Below are 17,747 nucleotides of genomic sequence, written 5' to 3'. Positions count from 1 at the left end.
TTAACGCAATTCGATGGTCGCCTGCAGCGCGACGACGGCGCGGCCGGAAGCCGCTCCCGGATCATGGCTGCGGGCAGAAATCCGATAGATGGACTTTCCGTAGGTCGGCGGCGGCGCACCGTACTGGTTCGACGATGCCGAGCGGCTTGCGCTGCCGCTGTCTTCGGCACTGATCGGGAAGTCGCCCATGAACTCGATGTAGTACTGCGGCGTGCCGGCGACCTTGTTGGAATAGGCTGCAGGGTTGGTCACGTCCATCCAGCACCCCGCGACATCGGCTTTGCAACCGCTCGGGTTTGCGGCGTTGACGTTTCGCGGCGTTCCGTCGCAGATTGTGTTGATGGCGGAGCAATCGACGCCTATGGATAGACCCTTCGCCGACGCGTCGCGCACTTTTTGTTCGGCGATACGCAAGGCAGATTCGGCGGCCTGGAAGGCAATGCTGCGATCAAACATGTTGGCGCTCATGCGCTCTTCCATCAGCGCGCCACGCAGGCTCGCCAGGCCCAGGAGCGTCACCAGGATCAACAGGATCAGCACTACGACGAGTGCCGCGCCGCCCTGGTTTTGGCGGCGGGAGACGTTGCGCTTCACGAGGTGCGGTTCCGCAACGTAGTGACAATGTGGGTCAGCGTCCGCGTCAGCTGGGTCTTGCCTTCGCCAGCGTGGGTGGTGCCCAGCATCGACAAGGTGATCCGGACGGCTACCACGCCCTTCCAGTCGGTGACTGCAGAAGCAGCCACGTAGCCAGCCTTACCGCTCTGAAGGTACTCCAACTGCATGTCCTGCACCTGCTCGGCAACTTCCTCAGCCGGCTGCTCAGCGCCCTTGTCCATGTACACGCGGTACAGCGATCGGCCGCCACGACCGTTATCGGCGACATACCAGCGCGCAGCGTAGAGCTTGGCGATCAGCGAGTTGGAACCATATGACTTCGAGTAGCCTGTAGCTGTGCAGAGCACCGGCACGCCCAGATCCTTGGTGCAGTTTCCGGGCGAGGCGGAACTGCCCTTGTTGAAGCCCAAGGCGACGTTCCCGTCCGCCGCCTTGCTAAGCTGCACAATGCTGGCCTGCGTGTAATCACAGATAACGACGATGTCGTTGTCGCGCAGGCCATGATGGGTGATGTTTACCTTGATGATGGCCGGCGATCCCGGGTTGCCTGTCTGCTGATCGTGCGCAGCCACCGTCACCGGCGAATTGCCCGAGGTCAGCAGCTCTAGCGCGTCCGTGCCGGCTGCCGATCCACCGAGGGCTCCATTCTCATATCCGACCAGTCCTGGGTCCCACCTCATCCACCAGGGCCCGGTACCGCTGGACGCACCGTTGAGGACATTCGCCACGGGCAGATTCTTCCCGCAGGGATTGCCTGCCGCTTCGCGCAAGTCGCGTGCCATCAACTCGAAGGCGACGCGCGCGTTCTCCTGGATGCGCGCGAGACCTTCTGTCGCGCGGAAAGTGCGCTGGTTGGATAGAAAGATGCCGGCGGCGGCACTCACCACCAGCAGTCCCAGCACCAGCGAAATCATCAGCTCGATCAGCGTGAAGCCGGTTTGCGTCCGCCGCGTGGGCTGGCGTTGTAGGTGGCTCATAGACGTGCCACCGTGACCATCGTCTGATTCTCTTCGCCGCCCGCGCCGCGGGAGTCGTTCCATACCACTGTGATCGTACAGTCCCGCGTGGTCGAATCACCCCACGCGACGCAGTTGATCGTTCCGTACGCGCTCTCCCCGAGGTCGGTTTTCAGGGCCGTGATCCATGCAACCAGGTCACTCTTGCTCAACTCGAGATTCCCGGACCTATAGACGCCAGCTCGCGCCGCATCGAGATTCGCGCGCATGGTCTCGAGGATCGCGTAACTGTGCACGGTGGCCTGGCTTCGCTCCAGGGAGCTCTGGCTGCTGCGCAGCGCGGTCGCTTGCAAGGCGGCGATGCCGAGCAGGCCGATAGACATCACCAGCACCGAGATCAGCACCTCGATCAGGCCGACGCCGCGTTGGCGTGAAGGCATGGAATGACTCCGGTGTTGCATCTGAAAGCTCGTTGACGCTACGAATTGGTCGGCGTCGCGCACTTGCCGGCGGCGACGATGGGTTCGGACGAAATGCGACTGCCGGCCGCCAGCGTGATGAGCCGCTCGTTCTCCGCCGGTTGGGTGACCTGCTGGCAAATGGCGAGTCGTGCGAAAAGCGGTGACCCGTTTGCGGCCTTGGCCAGGCCGTCGGATCGGAAGCTCAGCTGGCTGTCCTGGATCGCGGCACTCGCACGCACTTCAAGCGGTGCGGCCGCTGTGCTGACGCGCAGGACGTCGTCCACGACGCCGTCCCGGTCGGCATCGGCCAGCATGATCCACGTACTCCACAACTCACCCGACTTGCAGGTTGCTCCGTCATCGCTGCGGCATACCGTCACCGGGGCGTTCAGTCGAACCGCTTCCATGCGCGCCAACTGGAGAGTCGCGATCATTTCGTTGGTCGCGCCAGAAAGGCGATTGGCGTTCATCAGCGTGGTCATGCTGGGAATGGCAATGGCCGCCAGGACAGCGAAGATCGCTAACGTGATGACCAACTCCATCAGACTGAACCCGGCCATCCGGCACGCGCGAGCAAGCGCGGTCTTTGGCAACGCGCCCTGGAAGAAGGACATGGATGGTTCCCCATTGGCGTGAACACGATAGCTATCCGGACCTGCTTGCTACTTGAGACCGATGGACGGCAGGCGTTGTCGGCTATTTCCCAGCGCCAGCACGCCCCACGCACGTGGTGCGTTTCGGTCGTCATCGACGGTAGCGTGCTGTGCTGTCGGCTGACACAGGCACAGTAAGAGGATCGATGACCTCGGCTCAATGAGCGCAAGTGGTGTTGAGTGGCCTAGTCGATCTTACACAGTGAAATATCTTTGTTGGCGCGGGAAAGGTTGCGCAGAAGCGAACACTGCGTTTGCGATCGTCGAACCGTCCACGATTGCGGGTGGATTCGAGTCATTCCTCATGCCTGCCGAAGCACGTCAAGTTGCGAAGTACTTCGCTCGCAGCTGATGTTGTGACCTGGAGGTGATGAATCACATCGTAAGGCCTGTGCGCGTACGCCAGCTCGATCCACTCAATGAGCGATGCATTGTTCGAAATAGGCGAACGCTGCTTGCGGCATATCGAACTGTCAATTCCGCAAGCCCTCGGCTAAATTCCCCGGTAGAAGGCAGTTGGCGCCGGGATTGTAGGGTTCTACTACGTCAGGCCAGACGCTGTTCCTAGTAGCCCCCTTTGCTGAGTTGCAGTTCGAAGTTGTGGAGGTCTGCATCGTTGCGAAGGGAGCGCACGCTGTCAGGTGAGTCTCCGGTTCGCTCTTCCATCGGCACTTCGCAGCCGCCTAGGCCTTCGGCGCAAGACACACGCCGAGATGCCGCGCGCCACCTTTCACGCAGTTTCCATTCGCTGACCCGGCCCTCATCGTTCGCGGCCTGTGCAGTACCAAACGGACCACCGCTATGGCGTGTTACCTCGTTGAGCTGTATTCGCCGAACGCCACTTGGAATGCGCTGCCGAGGGAGGGCCGCATCCAATTTCTCAACCGCGTTGCGGCAGGCTTCGCCAAGCTTCCCACCGGCAATGTGGAGGTGCTGGCGCTGACCGAAACCGACCGCGCCATCTATCGGGCCACCCCGCATCGCTTTCTCGGCATCTGGCGATTCGATAATCCAGAGTCGCGTGATGCCTTGCTTTCGGCGATCCGGGCCACTGGTTGGTACGAGTACTTCGAACATGTGAATGCAAGCGGCTGCGGCTTCACGAACGATCTGAATGATTTGGCCAATGTATGAGGCAAGAATTCCGTAGGGCCGCTGGCTCATCGCGTGACCGGCCCCGGTTCTCAGGAGCAGCCTGACTTAAGTAGAGTCCGTTCCCACGACTGAGGACGGACATGAAGAAACGCTTCACCGCCGAACAGATAGTTGGTTTCCTGAGGCAGTCGCCGGCCCACTCATCAGAGAGCTGTGCCTCAGCACGGCTTCAGCTATGCCTCCTTCTGCCTCTCCGGCGACGCAAGTTCGGCGGACTGGAAGTGCCTGATGCCAAGCGCTTGAAGTCGCTTAGGGCAGAGAACTCCAAGCTCAAGAAGATGCTGCCAGAAGCGGTGGATAACGAAGCGCCGAAGGTCGTCGCGCGAAAGAAATTCTGGGGCCTCAGACACGTAGGCGCCGTGGTGGCCGTGGGGGGCCAAGACGAAGAGGTCCGAACGGCGTGCCTGCCATTGCTGAGGGTGTCGCGCAGCGTGCTGCACTACCAGTTGCAGCGGAAGGAGGACGGCCTGCTGCGGCGACTGGTGGAGCTTGCCGGTGACCAGCGACCAGCGACCAGTTTCCCAGCCAAACAGGACCTGCTGTCACGGCCCGTAGCCGATGGCTGGATCGGTGAACCGTTATGCATCGCGCCCGTGGCGGCCTCGAGCTGTCCGCGAGCGTGGGGTTGCTGGACATCGCCCGTGATCGTCCGGCAGAGTTCGTCCGGTCCACACGCTGCTGAGCCTATGTACAGGACGTGGATGCGGAATGCACCGTCGCACCATGCGGGTGAGCGTTTCCAGACATTTCTGGCTGCTCTCCTCAAGTCGAGTCTGCGGGCAACGACCTGCTCGGCGTTGATGAGGGAGTGGTTATATGAGGTGGATCGCCTGCGCCGCAGCCGGCTATCGCTCACCGAGCAGACGTGGGTCAGCTCGGAACTCGTGAATGTTTACACGCATCTCAAGCGCAGCGACGGGGTTATTGAGGCTGCCCGCGGATGGGAGCCTGGAGAGCTCTCCGAGGGGTTCTGCTATCGGAAGTACGCAATTTCGGTCGATCTGGATCCTGAGGGCGGCCCACGTGCCTGGGCTGTGCGCCTGAAGATCGCAGCGTTGGCCGGTGCCCGCTACCGCTGCTTCCTGGAAACTCCCATAGCGTCGGGACATCGACAGCGTCTGCCCGGCAACGTGTACATGAGCTCGATCGAGCAGGCTCGGCGGATCATCGACGATCTTTGGGAGGGGCAGCTGCGCGTCCGGCTGGCGGCAGAAGAGCGGCCGGCCTCCGTGTACCGGGGCACGAAGCGGCAGGTCCCGTCGCTCGTATCAACCTAGGGCTTCCCTGTAGCCAATCTATTGGCCAACCACGAAGCTCGGCTCACCTCCCCCACTCGCTTTGCGATGAGTGGCAGTTAGAGGCTCGACTGTCGGTGGAACGAAGATGGTCGGGTCATCTTCGGCACGCCGTACTGGAAGCCATGCGGGTCGAGCTTATGCTTGGGCGAAACGCCCGCTCTTTTCTCCGCCGCTTCACCAAGTGCGAGGTATTCCGACGCTCGGTAAGCGTTATCGATTGTGGAACCGGCGCGAACACCGGTCATCGACATGGAGGCACCGGAATGAAACGCAACGCATCCAGCATCACCCTGTTGGCACTGGGGATTGGAATCGCCACCGGGTGTGCAACGCAAAGTACGCCGACCACGTTCAACCGCACCGAAGTCGGAGCGGCACGCACCGTCGAATGGGGCACGATTCGCGGCCTTCGCGACGTCACCATCCAGAACGACTCGCGCCGCGTCGCCCCCCGCAACGGACGCGGTACTCGGCAGCATGGCCAGCAGCACCATTGGCAGTGGCACGCACGCGAGTACCGCAGGTGCCGTCGCGGGTGCGGCGACGGGCAGTGCAGCAGGCAACGCGATGGCGCGTGGTTCGCGACCGGGCGTGGAGATCACCGTCGAGCTGGAAGGATGGACAGCGTGGTCCCACGTCGCGTGGGTGCTTCGGGCCTGTCATGTCGCATCGATACGATCCGGCCCATCGATGGGCGCGCTCTGCGCGAAGCCAAGCGCGAGCTGCGCGACGTGCAGACCATCGATCGCAGCGACGCCCCACCCAAAGCGGAAACGTCACAGCGATAGCCCGGGGCCGATCCGGCTTCTCAAGTCTAGCGCCACGTCTGCGTCGGCCCAGATGGTCCGACTATCCCCCTACTCTCAGTGGCTTCCGCACGGCGCCATTCAAGTTTGATTGCTCTCGGTCGTTATTGGAGCTCGTCCACCGATAAGTGACGCATGCGCTTCATTCGCGAACTACTCCTCGCCACCGGCCCACTTGCAGGTGGTCTCATCACGTGGGGCATCCTTGCCATACGCGAGCGGCTTCCGTGGCTGGCTCTCTTCTTCGATGGTTCGTTCTGGCTCTGCGGGTTGGGGTTAGTACTCAGCCTGGTGACTTTGACCGCCATGTACGCCAACCGGATCGGCCACAGCCGGTCCAGTCGGGCGGCTCTTAGCGTTTCCACCCTGTTCCTCTGCATCATGGCCTTTCCGTTGATGCAACAGGTGGACGAGCAGCTCCAGTATTTTGCACAACACGACCCCGAGCGGCTGGTACGACGTACGCTGATAGCGGCGTGCCAGTTCTTGCAGACCTCGATGTTGGTGTTGACTCTAGGCGTTGCAGCGATCGCCGTTGGCTTGCTGGCGAATGCCTTTCCTGGATTGCCTAGGGAGTCGCCGTGATGAGTGATCGCCGAACACGGCCGCTCTTTAGCGCTGTTGACGGAATCGAGGATGTACTGCGCTTTCGAAACTTTGCCAAGGCCTGATGACCAGTGCCCAGCCGCATTTTGGCTCGCCCTGGGTTGGATCCTGCGACGTTGCCGGGTGTATGGCACCGTGCGCAGCACCAGAATCGCGCAGCCGATAGCGGGCGCCGAGCTGGTCCAGATGGATATCCGCGACGAAGCTTCGGTCCAAGATGCGCTATTGGTAAGCAAATACCCCAATGGTCATCAACTCGCGGATAGGCTGTGGGATCTGTCGCCCGCTGCGAGCGGGCGGGTTAGCCGGCAGCCTGTAGTTGCACCGTCTTTACGCGAGTTGGTCGCGATCATGGCAGCGCCGCACCGATCTCCAGATGTCCAACGGGGCTGCTCAGCTAACGTTATCGGCGCCCTCGGCTGCGCGGGTCGTATCTAAGTAGAGACTGCGAAGGGGGAATGGCCCGTCCCCTCAGGTAAACCGCTCAGCGCCACTTTGGATCTACGGTCTAGAGATCAGGATTCCCTTATCCGACTCGTGGCTTCGCGCGCCCTCGCCGAAGATGGCGACTGACAAGCATGGATCTCCTAGCATGTCCCGCAGCTCGGTAGTGCGGGATCCTCGAATGTCAGGATCGGCCATTACGAGATGAAGTTGTTCAGTTGCCCACGCTCCTAGCCGCCCCGCAGGTGACCGGAACTCCTATCGCGTGCAATTCTGAGAATTTGACTCAAAGAGAGATCGCGCCCACGCCTTCATTTCTTCGTGGGAAATCGTTCTGCCAGCATCTACGTCAGCAAGGCCCGCTAGCGTGCGCTGATGCTTTTCCTCATCCGATAATTCCGGCGGGTACAGTTGTGGATCGAGATCGGGTTGGGTCATGGTCAAGACTCCATTTACTCATCCCGCGCCCACTATAGCGCCGAAATAGAGATGAGCACCTGTACGCTTGCGGGTCGGCCTGCCCCGATGCGCAGCAGGTGAGCCCGACAGATGCCTACAAACGAAACCCCAGCCAACGAATCCGCAGGCTGGGGCGGAGCACACGTGCGCTATTCGGTATAGAAGATCGGGCTTCCCGATGAGCCCTTCATGATCTCGACCGAGCGTGTACAGTCGTCGCGTCGTACATACGACTCACTGCTGCGAGCGATCTCTTCCTTGTTCGACGCGTAATAGATCCAGTACCACTGACCTTTCGCATCCTTCTTCTGCCAGTAACACGGGTACGTCACCGTTGCCATTGTTCATTACTCCTACACGGCCATAGCCGTTAGCGTCGTGTGGTGGCGTTAACACGCCTTTGGGACGCTTGGGTTAGCATAGGAGTGCCCTAGGGGCTTATGCCCCCGGGACACCGTGGTACCTACCAAGGCCACAACAGCGTTCTCTGTCCAGGAGTCGCCGCTGTTGTGGCCTTCTCTATTTGGCCCCCGCCCGGGTAGGCAGCGATCAGGGGCCGGTGACCCTCCTATTCATCGCCCGCCTCCTCGGTGTCGGGGTATAGCCAGTTGATACTTGCCTCAAACGCCTTAATCAGGCGCTGACGCTTCGCGTTGCTCATTGTCGTGCCTTCGGGCGGAAGGTCACGAATCAAGCCATAAATCGCCGGCGGGATACTCGCCTCGTCAGCGATCGCTCGACCCGCCGCCGCAGCGACAGGTTGGGGCTGCGGCGGCAACGGCAAAGGGGGCAAGCCCTCTGCGGAATCCACCGTGCCCGCCGGACGGGGCGAGGACTTCGGGTTGGCGGCAAGTGGCATTACAAGCCGCCCGCGCCCAGCCGCGTTAAAGAATCCCGCACTCTCCGCAGACTCCTGAAGCGTGCGAATCGCATTTTTGATCTGAGCCGGAACGACCTTGAACTCGACGCGCAGCAGGTTCTCTAGCCCCTGATTCGTCGGCAGCGGCTGCCCCTTGAAGCGCTCGTATACCTTCTCAAATAACTCGACGTTCAAGAACGCCTGAGCTTTCGCGCGCTGCGCATCAGTAGCGTGCACGGGCGCATATATCTGTGCGGCGAGCTGAGTCGGGCGGAGCATTCCGTTGACTTCTTCGACCAGCCCGAACATCCGCGCTGCACCGAGTTTCGAGAGAAAGCCGCCGTTCTTCACCCCGCTGTACCCAAGCATCGGTGCGAGTTGGTCGCGCGAGCAGCTTCCGCCGGCCTCATCGTGAATCCTCTCGGCGACTTCAATGGCCGAGTCGAGGTTGTAGTACGGGAACGCGACCTCGCTGCGCGGGCGGGCGGCCCCCTTGGCGGCCCTCGTACCTTCGCCTGCGTTGGAATCCATCACCTACTCCTAGAACGGCGCAACATGGAAGCATGATGGGCACGGGAACCTGCCGTGTCAACTACTGTTCGCGCAAGACCTTGCGCCGGTTTAGTTTCACGTGGAACACATACAATGTTCCACGACAGTATCTAATTGATTTTATGCGTTTTTTGTCTAAACTTTCGAGCGTCGTGGCACTCCGCTTCCAACCGTTTTAGACGTAACAATTAGTTACGTAAACCGACAGCCCTGCGACTGCTCAGTGCAGAAGCTTACTTCTCGTGACGCGCATCACATATGAATTCACTTGAAATTCAAAGACTTATCGCCTTGGGCCGCAAGTAAGGAGGATCATGCGAGCGGTTGAGGTATCGAACCGCGTTTTGGTGATGTTGGCGGCACCCGTTTTGACCTAGTCAAGCTTGGCGTAGCCACGATGTTCTTCCGATCCGGAACAACGTCGGCCGCCGCCTCGACGCTGCCCTGCTGTCCGGCAATGTCGGCCCATCCATGTATGCGGCGCAGCGCAGCGCCATCCACCCGTCCATGCGCAGGAATACTCGCCTCGACACTTTGAAGAGGAGGATTAGCAGCAAGCGTCCTCCACCCGCGCAGGGGCTACGTCGATCGAGCCACGAGTGATGCGTACAGGATCACCAAGAGGAAGTCTTGATGGTGAGCGAGGCGAGGGATCGCTTCTGGCGCGTTAGCGAAATGCTTAGGGCAACTGTCTGATTCGGAAGGCTTTTGGGTCCAGCCGTCGGAACTAGTGCCTTCTGGGGGCTCATCCAGGCGGAACTAGCTCGATCTCGGGCCCATTCGATAGCGTGACCGTGAGCCGTCACCGGCTAAGTCATTGCCCCTACTGGCCGAGCACTAGGGCGTTCTCCGAGAACCCACATAGATGGATCTATGGCGTACAAGCTCTCTGATCTTGACAAGAAAAATCTTGCAGCTTTCGAGAAGGACCATTCCAGACGCAGTTTGGTGGGAATTTCGCTTGTTGTTGGCAAGATCCGAGGCCTGTCCAACTTTCGCCTCCAGTTGTCTTATCCGCTGACGGCGATCGCGGGGCGAAATGGTAGTGGAAAGTCGACCGTACTGGCCATGGCGGCCTGTGCTTATCACGCCGACCCGAAGGGATGGCGTCTACCTGGTCGGGCGCTTCCTTACTACCGGTTTTCCGATTTTTTTGTACAAACCCAAGGCGAGGTTCCAGTCGAAGGGGTGAGTATTAAATACACCTTCCGGTCGGACAACTGGAGGATCAGCGAAGAACATCCGGAAGGCAAAGGGCTCGGTGACCAGTACCGACATAAGAGCTCCGGTGGTAAGTGGAACGACTACGACACGCGCATGCGCCGGCAGGTCGCCTTCTTTGGTATCGATAGAGTTGTGCCGCCTTCTGAAAAGAGCGTTCTCAAGAATCAAAAGAACTACTTCTCAGCGGCATCTGCAAACAAGTCCAGCATCGAGGACGCTACGCGAAAGTCAGTAGGGCGCGTTTTAGGAATTGCCTACGAGGACTTTGAGCTGCGTGGCGCAGGCGCGCATAAGCTGGCGCACGTTAAGCGAAAGGGATATCAATACTCCGGCTTTAACATGGGCGCTGGCGAACAGGCGCTTTTTGGCCTCTTTTGGGCTGTACATTCTGCAGGTAAGTCAACGCTGTTCGTGATTGACGAGATTGAACTTGGGTTACATGAAGCTGCGCAACGCATGCTTCTCAATGAGCTTAAGAATATTTCGTTCAGCGCGGGGCACCAGTTCATTTTCACGACGCACTCGCCCACAGTCCTTGAATCTCTGCCACCAGAGGGGCGTTTCTACTTAGATGGTTCGGCGAACGGAACTCAGATTACTGAAGGCATTTCGCCTGCGTTCGCTGCAGGCCGGATGTCCGAGCGTGCTAGCACAGAGCTGGTCCTGTATGTCGAAGATGCCAGCGCTAGGCAGCTACTACTTTCAGCTTTCAACAGCGAACTCCGCCGCCGCGTTCAGTTGATTGAGGTTGGATCTAATAGTGCGGTTGTCTCACATGCAAATTCACGTTTCATCGATCGAGCGCACTCCTCTAAGATGAGTCTGTTCGTTATGGATGGTGATCAACGCTCGGCGCTCACGTCGCATCGGACGGCGTTTCTGAAGCGAGTTGATCCTAAGCACAAACAGGCGGCAGCTGAGTGGATCGACGCGCGCATTGCATTTCTGCCTTCGGATATGGCACCTGAGAGATTTGTTGCATCGTTGATTCGAGATCACCACATCGATGCCTTCAGGGTCGCATTCGGTATCGAGCGCGAGGATGAGGCACACGAAATCCTAGATAAGGCGCTTGTGCGGGGTGGTCACTCGGAGATTCACTGGATATCGGAAGATCTATGTCTTCCTCCAGATCAAGTCTGGCAGGGTATGTGCCAGATAGTTGCGAATGAGCTCCCGAGCGTTTTTGAAGAGATCATCGTCAAAGTCCGCAACCTGCTCAAGGATGGCGCGCCGTAAGCCAGCCAGCGTAGCCCGGGTAAGCGAAGCGCACCCGGGGTATCAGCGCCTCTGCTGATGATTGCTTATGGCGCTCCCAGGTGCGGCCTTTGGCATTACCCGGCTTACGTAGTTCCTCACCACGGCGACCACCACGCTCCCTGCTCGGCGCCTGCGTTCTCGCGGATCGTGCGCCATACGCCGGAGGCGGCGTTCACCAGGTGCAGGCTGCGGTTGTAGTGGTTGTGGTCAAGGTCGTCCTGCTTGCGCAGCACCAGCACGCGGTTGCAGGGCGACCAGTCGAGCGGGACGAGTTCGATGCCAGGCGTCGCGGTGCCCAGTGGCCTCGGCGCGGTGCCGTCGGCATTGGCGATGAACACGCGGCTGTAGCGGTTGGTGCCCTCGTGCTGGGAATAGGCGAGGCGGCTGCCGCTGGGTGACAGGATCGGGGCCGAACCGGTGGTGATGCGGGTCAGCGCATTGGTGTCCAGATCGACCCGGTAGATGGACGGCGTGCCCGTCAGGTCGATGCCGTCGTAGTAGACAGTGTTGTTGGGGCCCACGACGAACGAGGTCGGCTGGTTCTGCTCGTGCGGGTCGATCACGCTGCGCAGTTCGAACAGCCGGCCCGTGGCTACTTCGACTGCGTACAGGCGGTGCGCCCAGTAGTCGTTGGGACTGGGATTGGACAGCCGCGTCACGAAGCTGCCGACCAATGCGACGATGTACTTGCCGTCGCGCGTCCACTCCAGCTTGCGCAGTTCCGACAGGCAGGTGAAGAACTCGTCGCACAATGTGCGCGCCGCCCATGCGACGCAGGCGATGCGCTGCAGCCCCGTGCCGTCCGGGTTGATGGTGTGGATGCATTCGGAGTTGGTCGCGCCTTCAGGTACGGTGCCGAACGCGATCTTGTTGGTCGACGCGCCGCTCCAGGCCGGGAACACGCCACGGTAGAGCGTCCGTTCGCGCTGTCCCAGCCGGTCGGTGATGACGATGGTGGGATCGTGGTGCTTGTAGTTGCCGTCCAGGCGGTACCAGCGATAACTGCGCTCGAACACCACGGACGATCCGCCCGGCGACCATGAAGCGGAATGGTCCACGTATTCGCCTGGCGGAATGGTCAGCTCGTCCGTGAACGTTCCGGCGCTGTTGATGCGATGCAGCTGCGCCCCCGCAGCGCTGTCCACGACGTCATGGAAGAGGATGTTGCCCGAGTCATGCGCCATCGCCAGCGGCGCGCTCGATGCCAGCAGCAGCCACAGGAGCGCGCGAAGCACGATGCGACGGGCAGAATGCAGGAGGAGAGTGCAGGCAGACATGACGCGCTTCCTTGGACGACAGCGGAGCGAGTTCTATGCGTCACCGGATGACGCCGTCGTCAAATCACGCGCAGTCGAATCAGGGCTTCCGACGAATGGACAACGCGAACGCGTCGGCTCCGCGGAATCCGGATTCAGACTGCTGACCGATGGGCAGCACCGGGTAACCGGCGAGTCGCCTCGTTGAACCCGGTGAATCCGCATCACGCTTTCTCAAGACGCATGCACCAATGAGAACCGCGCGGGCCGTCACGTGCTTCGCGAAGGACCACGCTGCGCGGTCGTGGCCCGGTTAACGCTTCCCGAAACCTGTGCGGCGTAATCTCCGTCACCGTCCTTTCCTGGAGGTGATGGCCCATGCGGAAGTCGCGGGATGAACTGGCCCAGGATGTGTTTTCCATGCGCGCAGCCATGCCGCTGTGGCGGCAGCGCTTGCCCAGCGAGAACGACCTGATCGCGGTCTATCGCGACAACGCGCATCGCGTGCTGTCGTGGGCCGGCGAGGAGGATCGCGAATGGGTGCGCACGCAGCTCAACGGACTGATTCCGTCGCGTCCGCTGCTGCCGCCGGAACACTAGCTAATCGCGTCCACGGCCGAAGGCCAGGTACGCCAGCACCACCGTCAGCGTCACCAGCAGGCTCACCACGATCGCGAACCCGTGTGCGCTGCCAGCCAGCGGCACGCCGCCGACGTTCATGCCGAACAGGCCCGCGACCAGGTTGACTGGCAGCGCGAGCACGGTGACGACGGTCAGCACGAACAGCGTGCGACCGGTCTGTTCGTTCACCAGTGCGGCCAGTTCTTCCTGGATCAGCTTGACGCGTTCGACCAGCGCGGCCGAATCGCCGATCGACGTGGCGAATTCCTCCGCGGCCTGGCGCAGGTCGGCCACGTCGTCGCGACCGATCCACGCGGGTGGACGGTTGAGCAGCCGGAACAGCGCGGTCGGTTCCGGTGCGAGCAGGCGCTGCAACCGCACCAGCGTGCGTCGCAGCGTGCCCAGTTCCTTGCGGTCAGTGGAGATTCGGTTGGCCAGCAGGCGGTCCTCGATCTGGTCCACCCGCACGGTCGACTTGCGCAGGATCTCGCCAAGCACGTTGGCCTGGTCGCGTAGCAGGTGCGCCAGCAGTTCCACCGGCGAGCGGAACGGCTGACCCGCGCGCACCGCACCGCGCAACTGCTCGACCGAACGCAGCGGGCGCAGGCGCGCGCTCACCACCAGCCGCGGCGCGATGCACAGGCTGGTGGTGCCGACGTCGGATGCGTCGAACGCGGAGTCGAACAGCACGTCGTGGACCACCGCGACCAGGCAGCCGTCGTCGAGTTCGAGACGCGTGGAGCCGACTTCGCTGCGCAGCGATTCGAGGAACGCGTCGGGCATCTCCAGGCCGCGGCGCAGGAAGCGCTCCGATGCCTGGTTCGACAGCGAGAAATGCAGCCACAGGAACTCGCCCGCGGTGGCCTCGCTGTCGTCGGCGAGAAAAGCCGGCACCGCGTCGGCGGTGATGGGTTCGGCCGCGCGATCGGGCGCGAAGCGGTAGCCCCAGATCAGCCCGTCCTTGTCCGAGCCGTACGAGCTATCGATGCTGCGCATGCGGGTTCCGTGCTGCCGGGCTGCGCGAAGCGTAGCGCAGGTTCCGCGGAAAGCCGTGCGATCCCGCACGGGCATCATGAAAAACGGCTGTCGCATTCGCCCCGCACACTGCGCCGCCGAAACGTTGCAGCGCCATGTCCTACGTCATCGATACGCTTGCGGAACTCGCCGTCGTCCGGGTGCGCTTCGACGGTGCGGTCCATCTTCACGATCGCGCGGAGGCGCTCGATGACCTGATCCGCCGGTGCGCAGGCACAGCGTGGCGCGGATTGCTGGTCGACTTCTCGCGCGCGCAGCCGGTTGATGCCTGTCCCCTGAACGCAGCGGCGCACGCCGCGCGGCTGGCGCGCGAGCCGCTGCTGCGCGGCATGCGCGTGGCCTATGTGGGTGCTTCGGCGTCGGAGGAGAGCGTGGAATCGCTGGCGGCGCTACGCGGCTACTTCTACCAGCGCTTCCGCACGCAGGGCGCGGCGCTGATGTGGCTGTGCGGCGAGCAGGCGCTGCAGCTGGCGGCGTAAGCGAGCCGCGCAGGCGCCGGATTCAGGGCCTGACGACGGGCGATACCGGTGGGGGCGTGGGCGGACGCTGCGGGTGCACCGAGGTGCCGAACGTGTTGCCCATGCGCTGGTGGGTGGCCGCCTGGTTGAACAGGCCGATCTCGTTGGACGGGCGCGTGGCGGTGCGTTCGGAGGCCAGTTGCGCGGCCGGCGGGACGGTGCGGTCGGCCGTCGGCGCCAGCCGCGCGCTCATGCACTCGTAGGACGGCACACGCTCTCCGTTGACCTCGACGTCGATGCAGGCCGGCGGCTCCTGCGTGGCTGCAGGTGGCGCGGCCCACGCAGCGTGCGAGGCCGCCAGCAGCGCGAGGGTCGAAGCAAGGGCGTGGAGACGCATGGCCGGTGTCCTGGTTGCCACGGTGCGGACGAGCGTACCGGCCGAAGTGTAATCGCCCGATCACGCATGGCCGTACCGGGACCGGTGTCACCTGATTGACACACCCGCTCCACAAGATTCGGGACGCAGGGCACGCAATTGCGGCCGGCGGGTCGGATGTTTCCTCGAGGGCAGGGCTGCAATGCGCGCATCGGGCCTCGCCTGTTCGTTGCTCTGCTGGGCGGCGACCGCATCCGCATCCGCGACCGCAGGGGGATTGGCGGACACCCGCCCATCCATCGCACCGCTTCACGACACCTCGAACGCAGCCATGGCCACAGGGATTGGACAAACGTGGGTTGCGCAGCGTCCGTCGCCGGCGGAAACCGGGGCGGGTGCGCTGGCGTTCGACATTCCGGCGCAGCCGCTGGACCAGGCGCTGGAAGCCTACGCGACCGCCACCGGCCAATCGGTGCTGTACGACAGCCACCTCACCGAAGGGCGCGTGTCGCGGCCGTTGCGCGGGCACTTCACGTCGCTGGACGCGCTGGACGCGATGATCGACGGCTCCGGCCTGAAGGTCCGCTACACCTCGGCCAAGGCGCTGGTGCTGGTGCGCGCCGATTCGCCCGCGCCCGCGGTGCAGGCCGATGCGCGCGCGCTGCAGCGCTATCGGGGGTTACTGCAGGCGCGCGTAGCCGAGGCGTTCTGCGCGAACCCGCGCCTATCCGCGGGCGACCGCCGCATCGCGCTGCGCCTGTGGGTCGGTGCGCAGGGTTCGATCGAGCGCGCCGACCTGCTGGACACCACCGGCGATGTCGACGTGGACGTGGCCGTCGTCGCCTCGCTGCGCGGGCTGCCGCTCGGCCAACCGCTGCCGGCCGGTGCGGCGCAGCCGTTCACCATGCTGATCATGCCGCGCTCGTCCGGCCAGGCCTGGCGATGCCCGCAACCGGCCGCGCGCGGCGCGACGGGAAGGAACCTGTCATGAGCACGAGCGCGTCGCCCAGCCTGATCGACTTCCTCACGCTGCGCTACGACGACCTGCGGCGCCGGCTCACGCGGCGCCTGGGCAGCGCGGAGCTGGCCAGCGATGCCCTGCAGGACACCTGGCTGCGCCTGCACGGCAAGCCGGTCGCCGATGCGGTAAGCCCGGGTGCTTACCTGTTCCGCATGGCCTTCAATGTGGCCATCGACCGGCAGCGATCCGAGAGCCGGCGCCTGACCACGGCCGAGATCGACGACCTGCTCGACGTGGCCGACCCGTCGCCCGATCCCGCCGACAGCGCCCAGACCCGCTCCGACCTGGAGATGCTGGTGCAGGCCATGGAGGAGCTGCCCGAGCGGCGCCGGGCGATCCTGCTGGCGGTGCGCGTGGAAGGGCTGACCCAGCCGGAAGTCGCGCGGCGCTTCGGGGTTTCGCTGCGGCTGGTGGAGCTGGAACTGCAGCGCGCCCAGGAATACTGCGCGTCCCGAGTGGACCGCTGATCGTCGCCGGAGCTGCCCGCCGCATCCCCGATTGCGGGATTGGCGCGCCACATCCGTCTTAAGCCATGGACGGCCATAATCCCCGGCCGCCTTCCCGGCGATCACTCGAGCACGCTCCGCCCATGGCGCCATTCCACCGCCAAGAAACGCCCTCCGACGCGATCGGCCGCCAGGCCCACGCATGGGTGCGGCGGCTTGCGTCGGGCCAGGCGACGGTGGCCGATGCGCAGGAACTGCGGCGCTGGTGCGACGCCGACCCGCGGCACGCGGCGGCGTTCGCGCGCGCACAGAAGCTGTGGCGCGATTTCGACCCTGCCGGGCGCGAGGTGCTGCAGCGCGAACGTGCCAGCACGTGGACATCGGCGCCGTCGCAGCGGCGCGTCAGCCGCCGTGCCTTCCTCGGTGGCGCGCTGACCGCGACGGCCGCCGCGGTGACGGTGGCCGCGGTGCATCCGCCGTTTGGCCTGTGGACGCCTGCCTCGCAGTGGGGCGCGGACTATCGCACCGCCACCGGCGAGCAGAAGCGCGTGCGCCTGTCCGACGACGTGTGGCTGGCGTTGAACACGCAAACCAGCATCGCGCTGCAATCCGATGCGACGCAGGGCATCCATCTGTTGGCCGGTGAGACCGAGATCGACCGCCGCGCGCTGGCGGGCAAGCCGTTCGGCGTGATCGCCGGCGACGGCCGCACCTGGGTGCGCGGGCAGGCACGCTTTGAAGTGCGCAACGTCGACGGTGAAGTCTGCGTGACCTGCCTGTCCGGCGAGGTCGAAGTGGAGCAGGGCGCACGACGCCAGCTGCTCACGCGCAACCAGCGCGTCGTCTACGACGCACGCGGCCTGCAGGCGCCTACTGCCATCGATCCGGCCAACGTGTCGGCCTGGCGCGAAGGCGCGGTGGTGTTCCGGCGCACGCCGCTGTCGGACGCGGTGGTCGAGATCAACCGCTACCGACCCGGCCGCGTGGTGCTGATGGACGAACAGCTCGGCCGCAACGTCGTCAGCGGGCGCTTCAGCATCCGCGACATGGACCAGGTGATCGCGCAGATCCGCGAGGTCTTCGACGTACGCGTGCGGCAACTGCCCGGCAACGTGGTGTTGCTGGGCTGACCGGCCGCTGCGCGGGCCACGCGCGGAAGACCGGGTTTGCGGGGTCCTCCGGGCCG

The 17,747-nt window shown here is 63.2% G+C and carries 19 protein-coding genes; 9 read left to right on the top strand and 10 right to left on the bottom strand.

Features of this window, described 5'->3' with window-relative positions:
• From VFE83_RS13660 to VFE83_RS13645, 4 genes are read right to left on the bottom strand one after another with little or no spacing between them, the layout of a single operon-like run.
• Positions 1-594, bottom strand: a complete 594-nt coding sequence (locus VFE83_RS13660) for a pilus assembly PilX family protein (RefSeq protein WP_324907043.1) — start codon at positions 592-594, stop codon at positions 1-3.
• Complete coding sequence (locus tag VFE83_RS13655) at positions 591-1,592, bottom strand: PilW family protein (protein ID WP_324907041.1); 1,002 nt, start codon at positions 1,590-1,592, stop codon at positions 591-593. Before VFE83_RS13655 ends, VFE83_RS13660 begins: the two co-directional genes overlap by 4 nt.
• The gene (gene pilV / locus VFE83_RS13650; RefSeq protein ID WP_324907039.1) at positions 1,589-2,011 is read right to left on the bottom strand and encodes a type IV pilus modification protein PilV; all 423 of its coding nucleotides are present in this window, start codon (positions 2,009-2,011) and stop codon (positions 1,589-1,591) included. Before pilV ends, VFE83_RS13655 begins: the two co-directional genes overlap by 4 nt.
• Positions 2,012-2,049: 38 nt before the next feature.
• Complete coding sequence (locus VFE83_RS13645) at positions 2,050-2,646, bottom strand: GspH/FimT family pseudopilin (protein WP_324907037.1); 597 nt, start codon at positions 2,644-2,646, stop codon at positions 2,050-2,052.
• 840 nt (positions 2,647-3,486) lie between these two features.
• On the opposite strand from VFE83_RS13645, the gene VFE83_RS13640 reads away from it, so the two are divergent.
• Positions 3,487-3,819 (top strand): DUF6616 family protein, encoded by a 333-nt coding sequence (locus VFE83_RS13640; protein ID WP_324907035.1) that lies wholly within the window; start codon positions 3,487-3,489, stop codon positions 3,817-3,819.
• 101 nt (positions 3,820-3,920) lie between these two features.
• Positions 3,921-5,117, top strand: a complete 1,197-nt coding sequence (locus VFE83_RS13635; protein WP_324907033.1) for a hypothetical protein — start codon at positions 3,921-3,923, stop codon at positions 5,115-5,117.
• Positions 5,118-5,194: 77 nt separating this feature from the next.
• Here VFE83_RS13635 and VFE83_RS13630 read toward each other — a convergent pair whose 3' ends face one another.
• Complete coding sequence (locus VFE83_RS13630) at positions 5,195-5,740, bottom strand: hypothetical protein (protein ID WP_324907031.1); 546 nt, start codon at positions 5,738-5,740, stop codon at positions 5,195-5,197.
• A 339-nt stretch (positions 5,741-6,079) separates the two neighbouring features.
• Here VFE83_RS13630 and VFE83_RS13625 point away from each other — a divergent pair, with 339 nt between their 5' ends.
• Positions 6,080-6,529: a hypothetical protein gene (locus tag VFE83_RS13625; protein WP_324907029.1), complete on the top strand. Its 450-nt coding sequence runs from the start codon at positions 6,080-6,082 to the stop codon at positions 6,527-6,529.
• 1,073 nt (positions 6,530-7,602) lie between these two features.
• On the opposite strand, the gene VFE83_RS13620 is transcribed toward VFE83_RS13625, so the two are convergent.
• Both VFE83_RS13620 and VFE83_RS13615 read right to left on the bottom strand, forming a co-directional pair.
• Positions 7,603-7,794 carry a DUF1508 domain-containing protein gene (locus VFE83_RS13620; RefSeq protein ID WP_324907027.1) on the bottom strand — a complete coding sequence of 64 codons (192 nt, stop codon included), beginning with the start codon at positions 7,792-7,794 and terminating at the stop codon, positions 7,603-7,605.
• Positions 7,795-8,021: 227 nt separating this feature from the next.
• Positions 8,022-8,843, bottom strand: a complete 822-nt coding sequence (locus VFE83_RS13615) for a hypothetical protein (protein ID WP_324907025.1) — start codon at positions 8,841-8,843, stop codon at positions 8,022-8,024.
• 894 nt (positions 8,844-9,737) lie between these two features.
• Between VFE83_RS13615 and VFE83_RS13610 the strand changes: the two genes are divergently transcribed.
• Positions 9,738-11,327, top strand: a complete 1,590-nt coding sequence (locus VFE83_RS13610; protein ID WP_324907023.1) for an ATP-binding protein — start codon at positions 9,738-9,740, stop codon at positions 11,325-11,327.
• Between the two features lie 116 nt (positions 11,328-11,443).
• Here VFE83_RS13610 and VFE83_RS13605 read toward each other — a convergent pair whose 3' ends face one another.
• Positions 11,444-12,583, bottom strand: coding sequence for a hypothetical protein (locus VFE83_RS13605; protein ID WP_324907021.1), 1,140 nt, complete (start codon positions 12,581-12,583; stop codon positions 11,444-11,446).
• Positions 12,584-13,024: 441 nt separating this feature from the next.
• On the opposite strand from VFE83_RS13605, the gene VFE83_RS13600 reads away from it, so the two are divergent.
• Complete coding sequence (locus VFE83_RS13600; protein ID WP_324907019.1) at positions 13,025-13,204, top strand: hypothetical protein; 180 nt, start codon at positions 13,025-13,027, stop codon at positions 13,202-13,204.
• Here the strand turns inward: VFE83_RS13600 and VFE83_RS13595 are convergent, their stop codons facing one another.
• Positions 13,205-14,221, bottom strand: a complete 1,017-nt coding sequence (locus tag VFE83_RS13595; RefSeq protein ID WP_324907017.1) for a transporter — start codon at positions 14,219-14,221, stop codon at positions 13,205-13,207.
• 134 nt (positions 14,222-14,355) lie between these two features.
• Here VFE83_RS13595 and VFE83_RS13590 point away from each other — a divergent pair, with 134 nt between their 5' ends.
• Positions 14,356-14,739 carry a hypothetical protein gene (locus VFE83_RS13590; RefSeq protein WP_324907015.1) on the top strand — a complete coding sequence of 128 codons (384 nt, stop codon included), beginning with the start codon at positions 14,356-14,358 and terminating at the stop codon, positions 14,737-14,739.
• A gap of 22 nt (positions 14,740-14,761) precedes the next feature.
• Here VFE83_RS13590 and VFE83_RS13585 read toward each other — a convergent pair whose 3' ends face one another.
• Positions 14,762-15,115: a hypothetical protein gene (locus tag VFE83_RS13585; protein WP_324907013.1), complete on the bottom strand. Its 354-nt coding sequence runs from the start codon at positions 15,113-15,115 to the stop codon at positions 14,762-14,764.
• A 310-nt stretch (positions 15,116-15,425) separates the two neighbouring features.
• Between VFE83_RS13585 and VFE83_RS13580 the strand changes: the two genes are divergently transcribed.
• The 3 genes from VFE83_RS13580 (at position 15,426) to VFE83_RS13570 (ending at position 17,691) form a co-directional block, all read left to right on the top strand.
• The gene (locus tag VFE83_RS13580; RefSeq protein WP_324907011.1) at positions 15,426-16,085 is read left to right on the top strand and encodes an STN domain-containing protein; all 660 of its coding nucleotides are present in this window, start codon (positions 15,426-15,428) and stop codon (positions 16,083-16,085) included.
• Entirely contained in the window at positions 16,082-16,582 is a 501-nt protein-coding gene (locus tag VFE83_RS13575; RefSeq protein WP_324907009.1) for an RNA polymerase sigma factor, read from the top strand. The genes VFE83_RS13580 and VFE83_RS13575 overlap by 4 nt, the downstream gene beginning before the upstream one ends.
• A 122-nt stretch (positions 16,583-16,704) precedes the next feature.
• Positions 16,705-17,691: a FecR family protein gene (locus tag VFE83_RS13570; RefSeq protein WP_324907007.1), complete on the top strand. Its 987-nt coding sequence runs from the start codon at positions 16,705-16,707 to the stop codon at positions 17,689-17,691.
• Positions 17,692-17,747: the final 56 nt, after the last annotated feature.

Origin of the sequence: Lysobacter sp. (genome assembly GCF_035655815.1) — a bacterium.
Taxonomy (GTDB): Bacteria; Pseudomonadota; Gammaproteobacteria; order Xanthomonadales; family Xanthomonadaceae; genus Lysobacter_J.
Note: the sequence above shows the minus strand (reverse complement) of the source record. Positions and strands in the feature narration are given on the sequence as shown.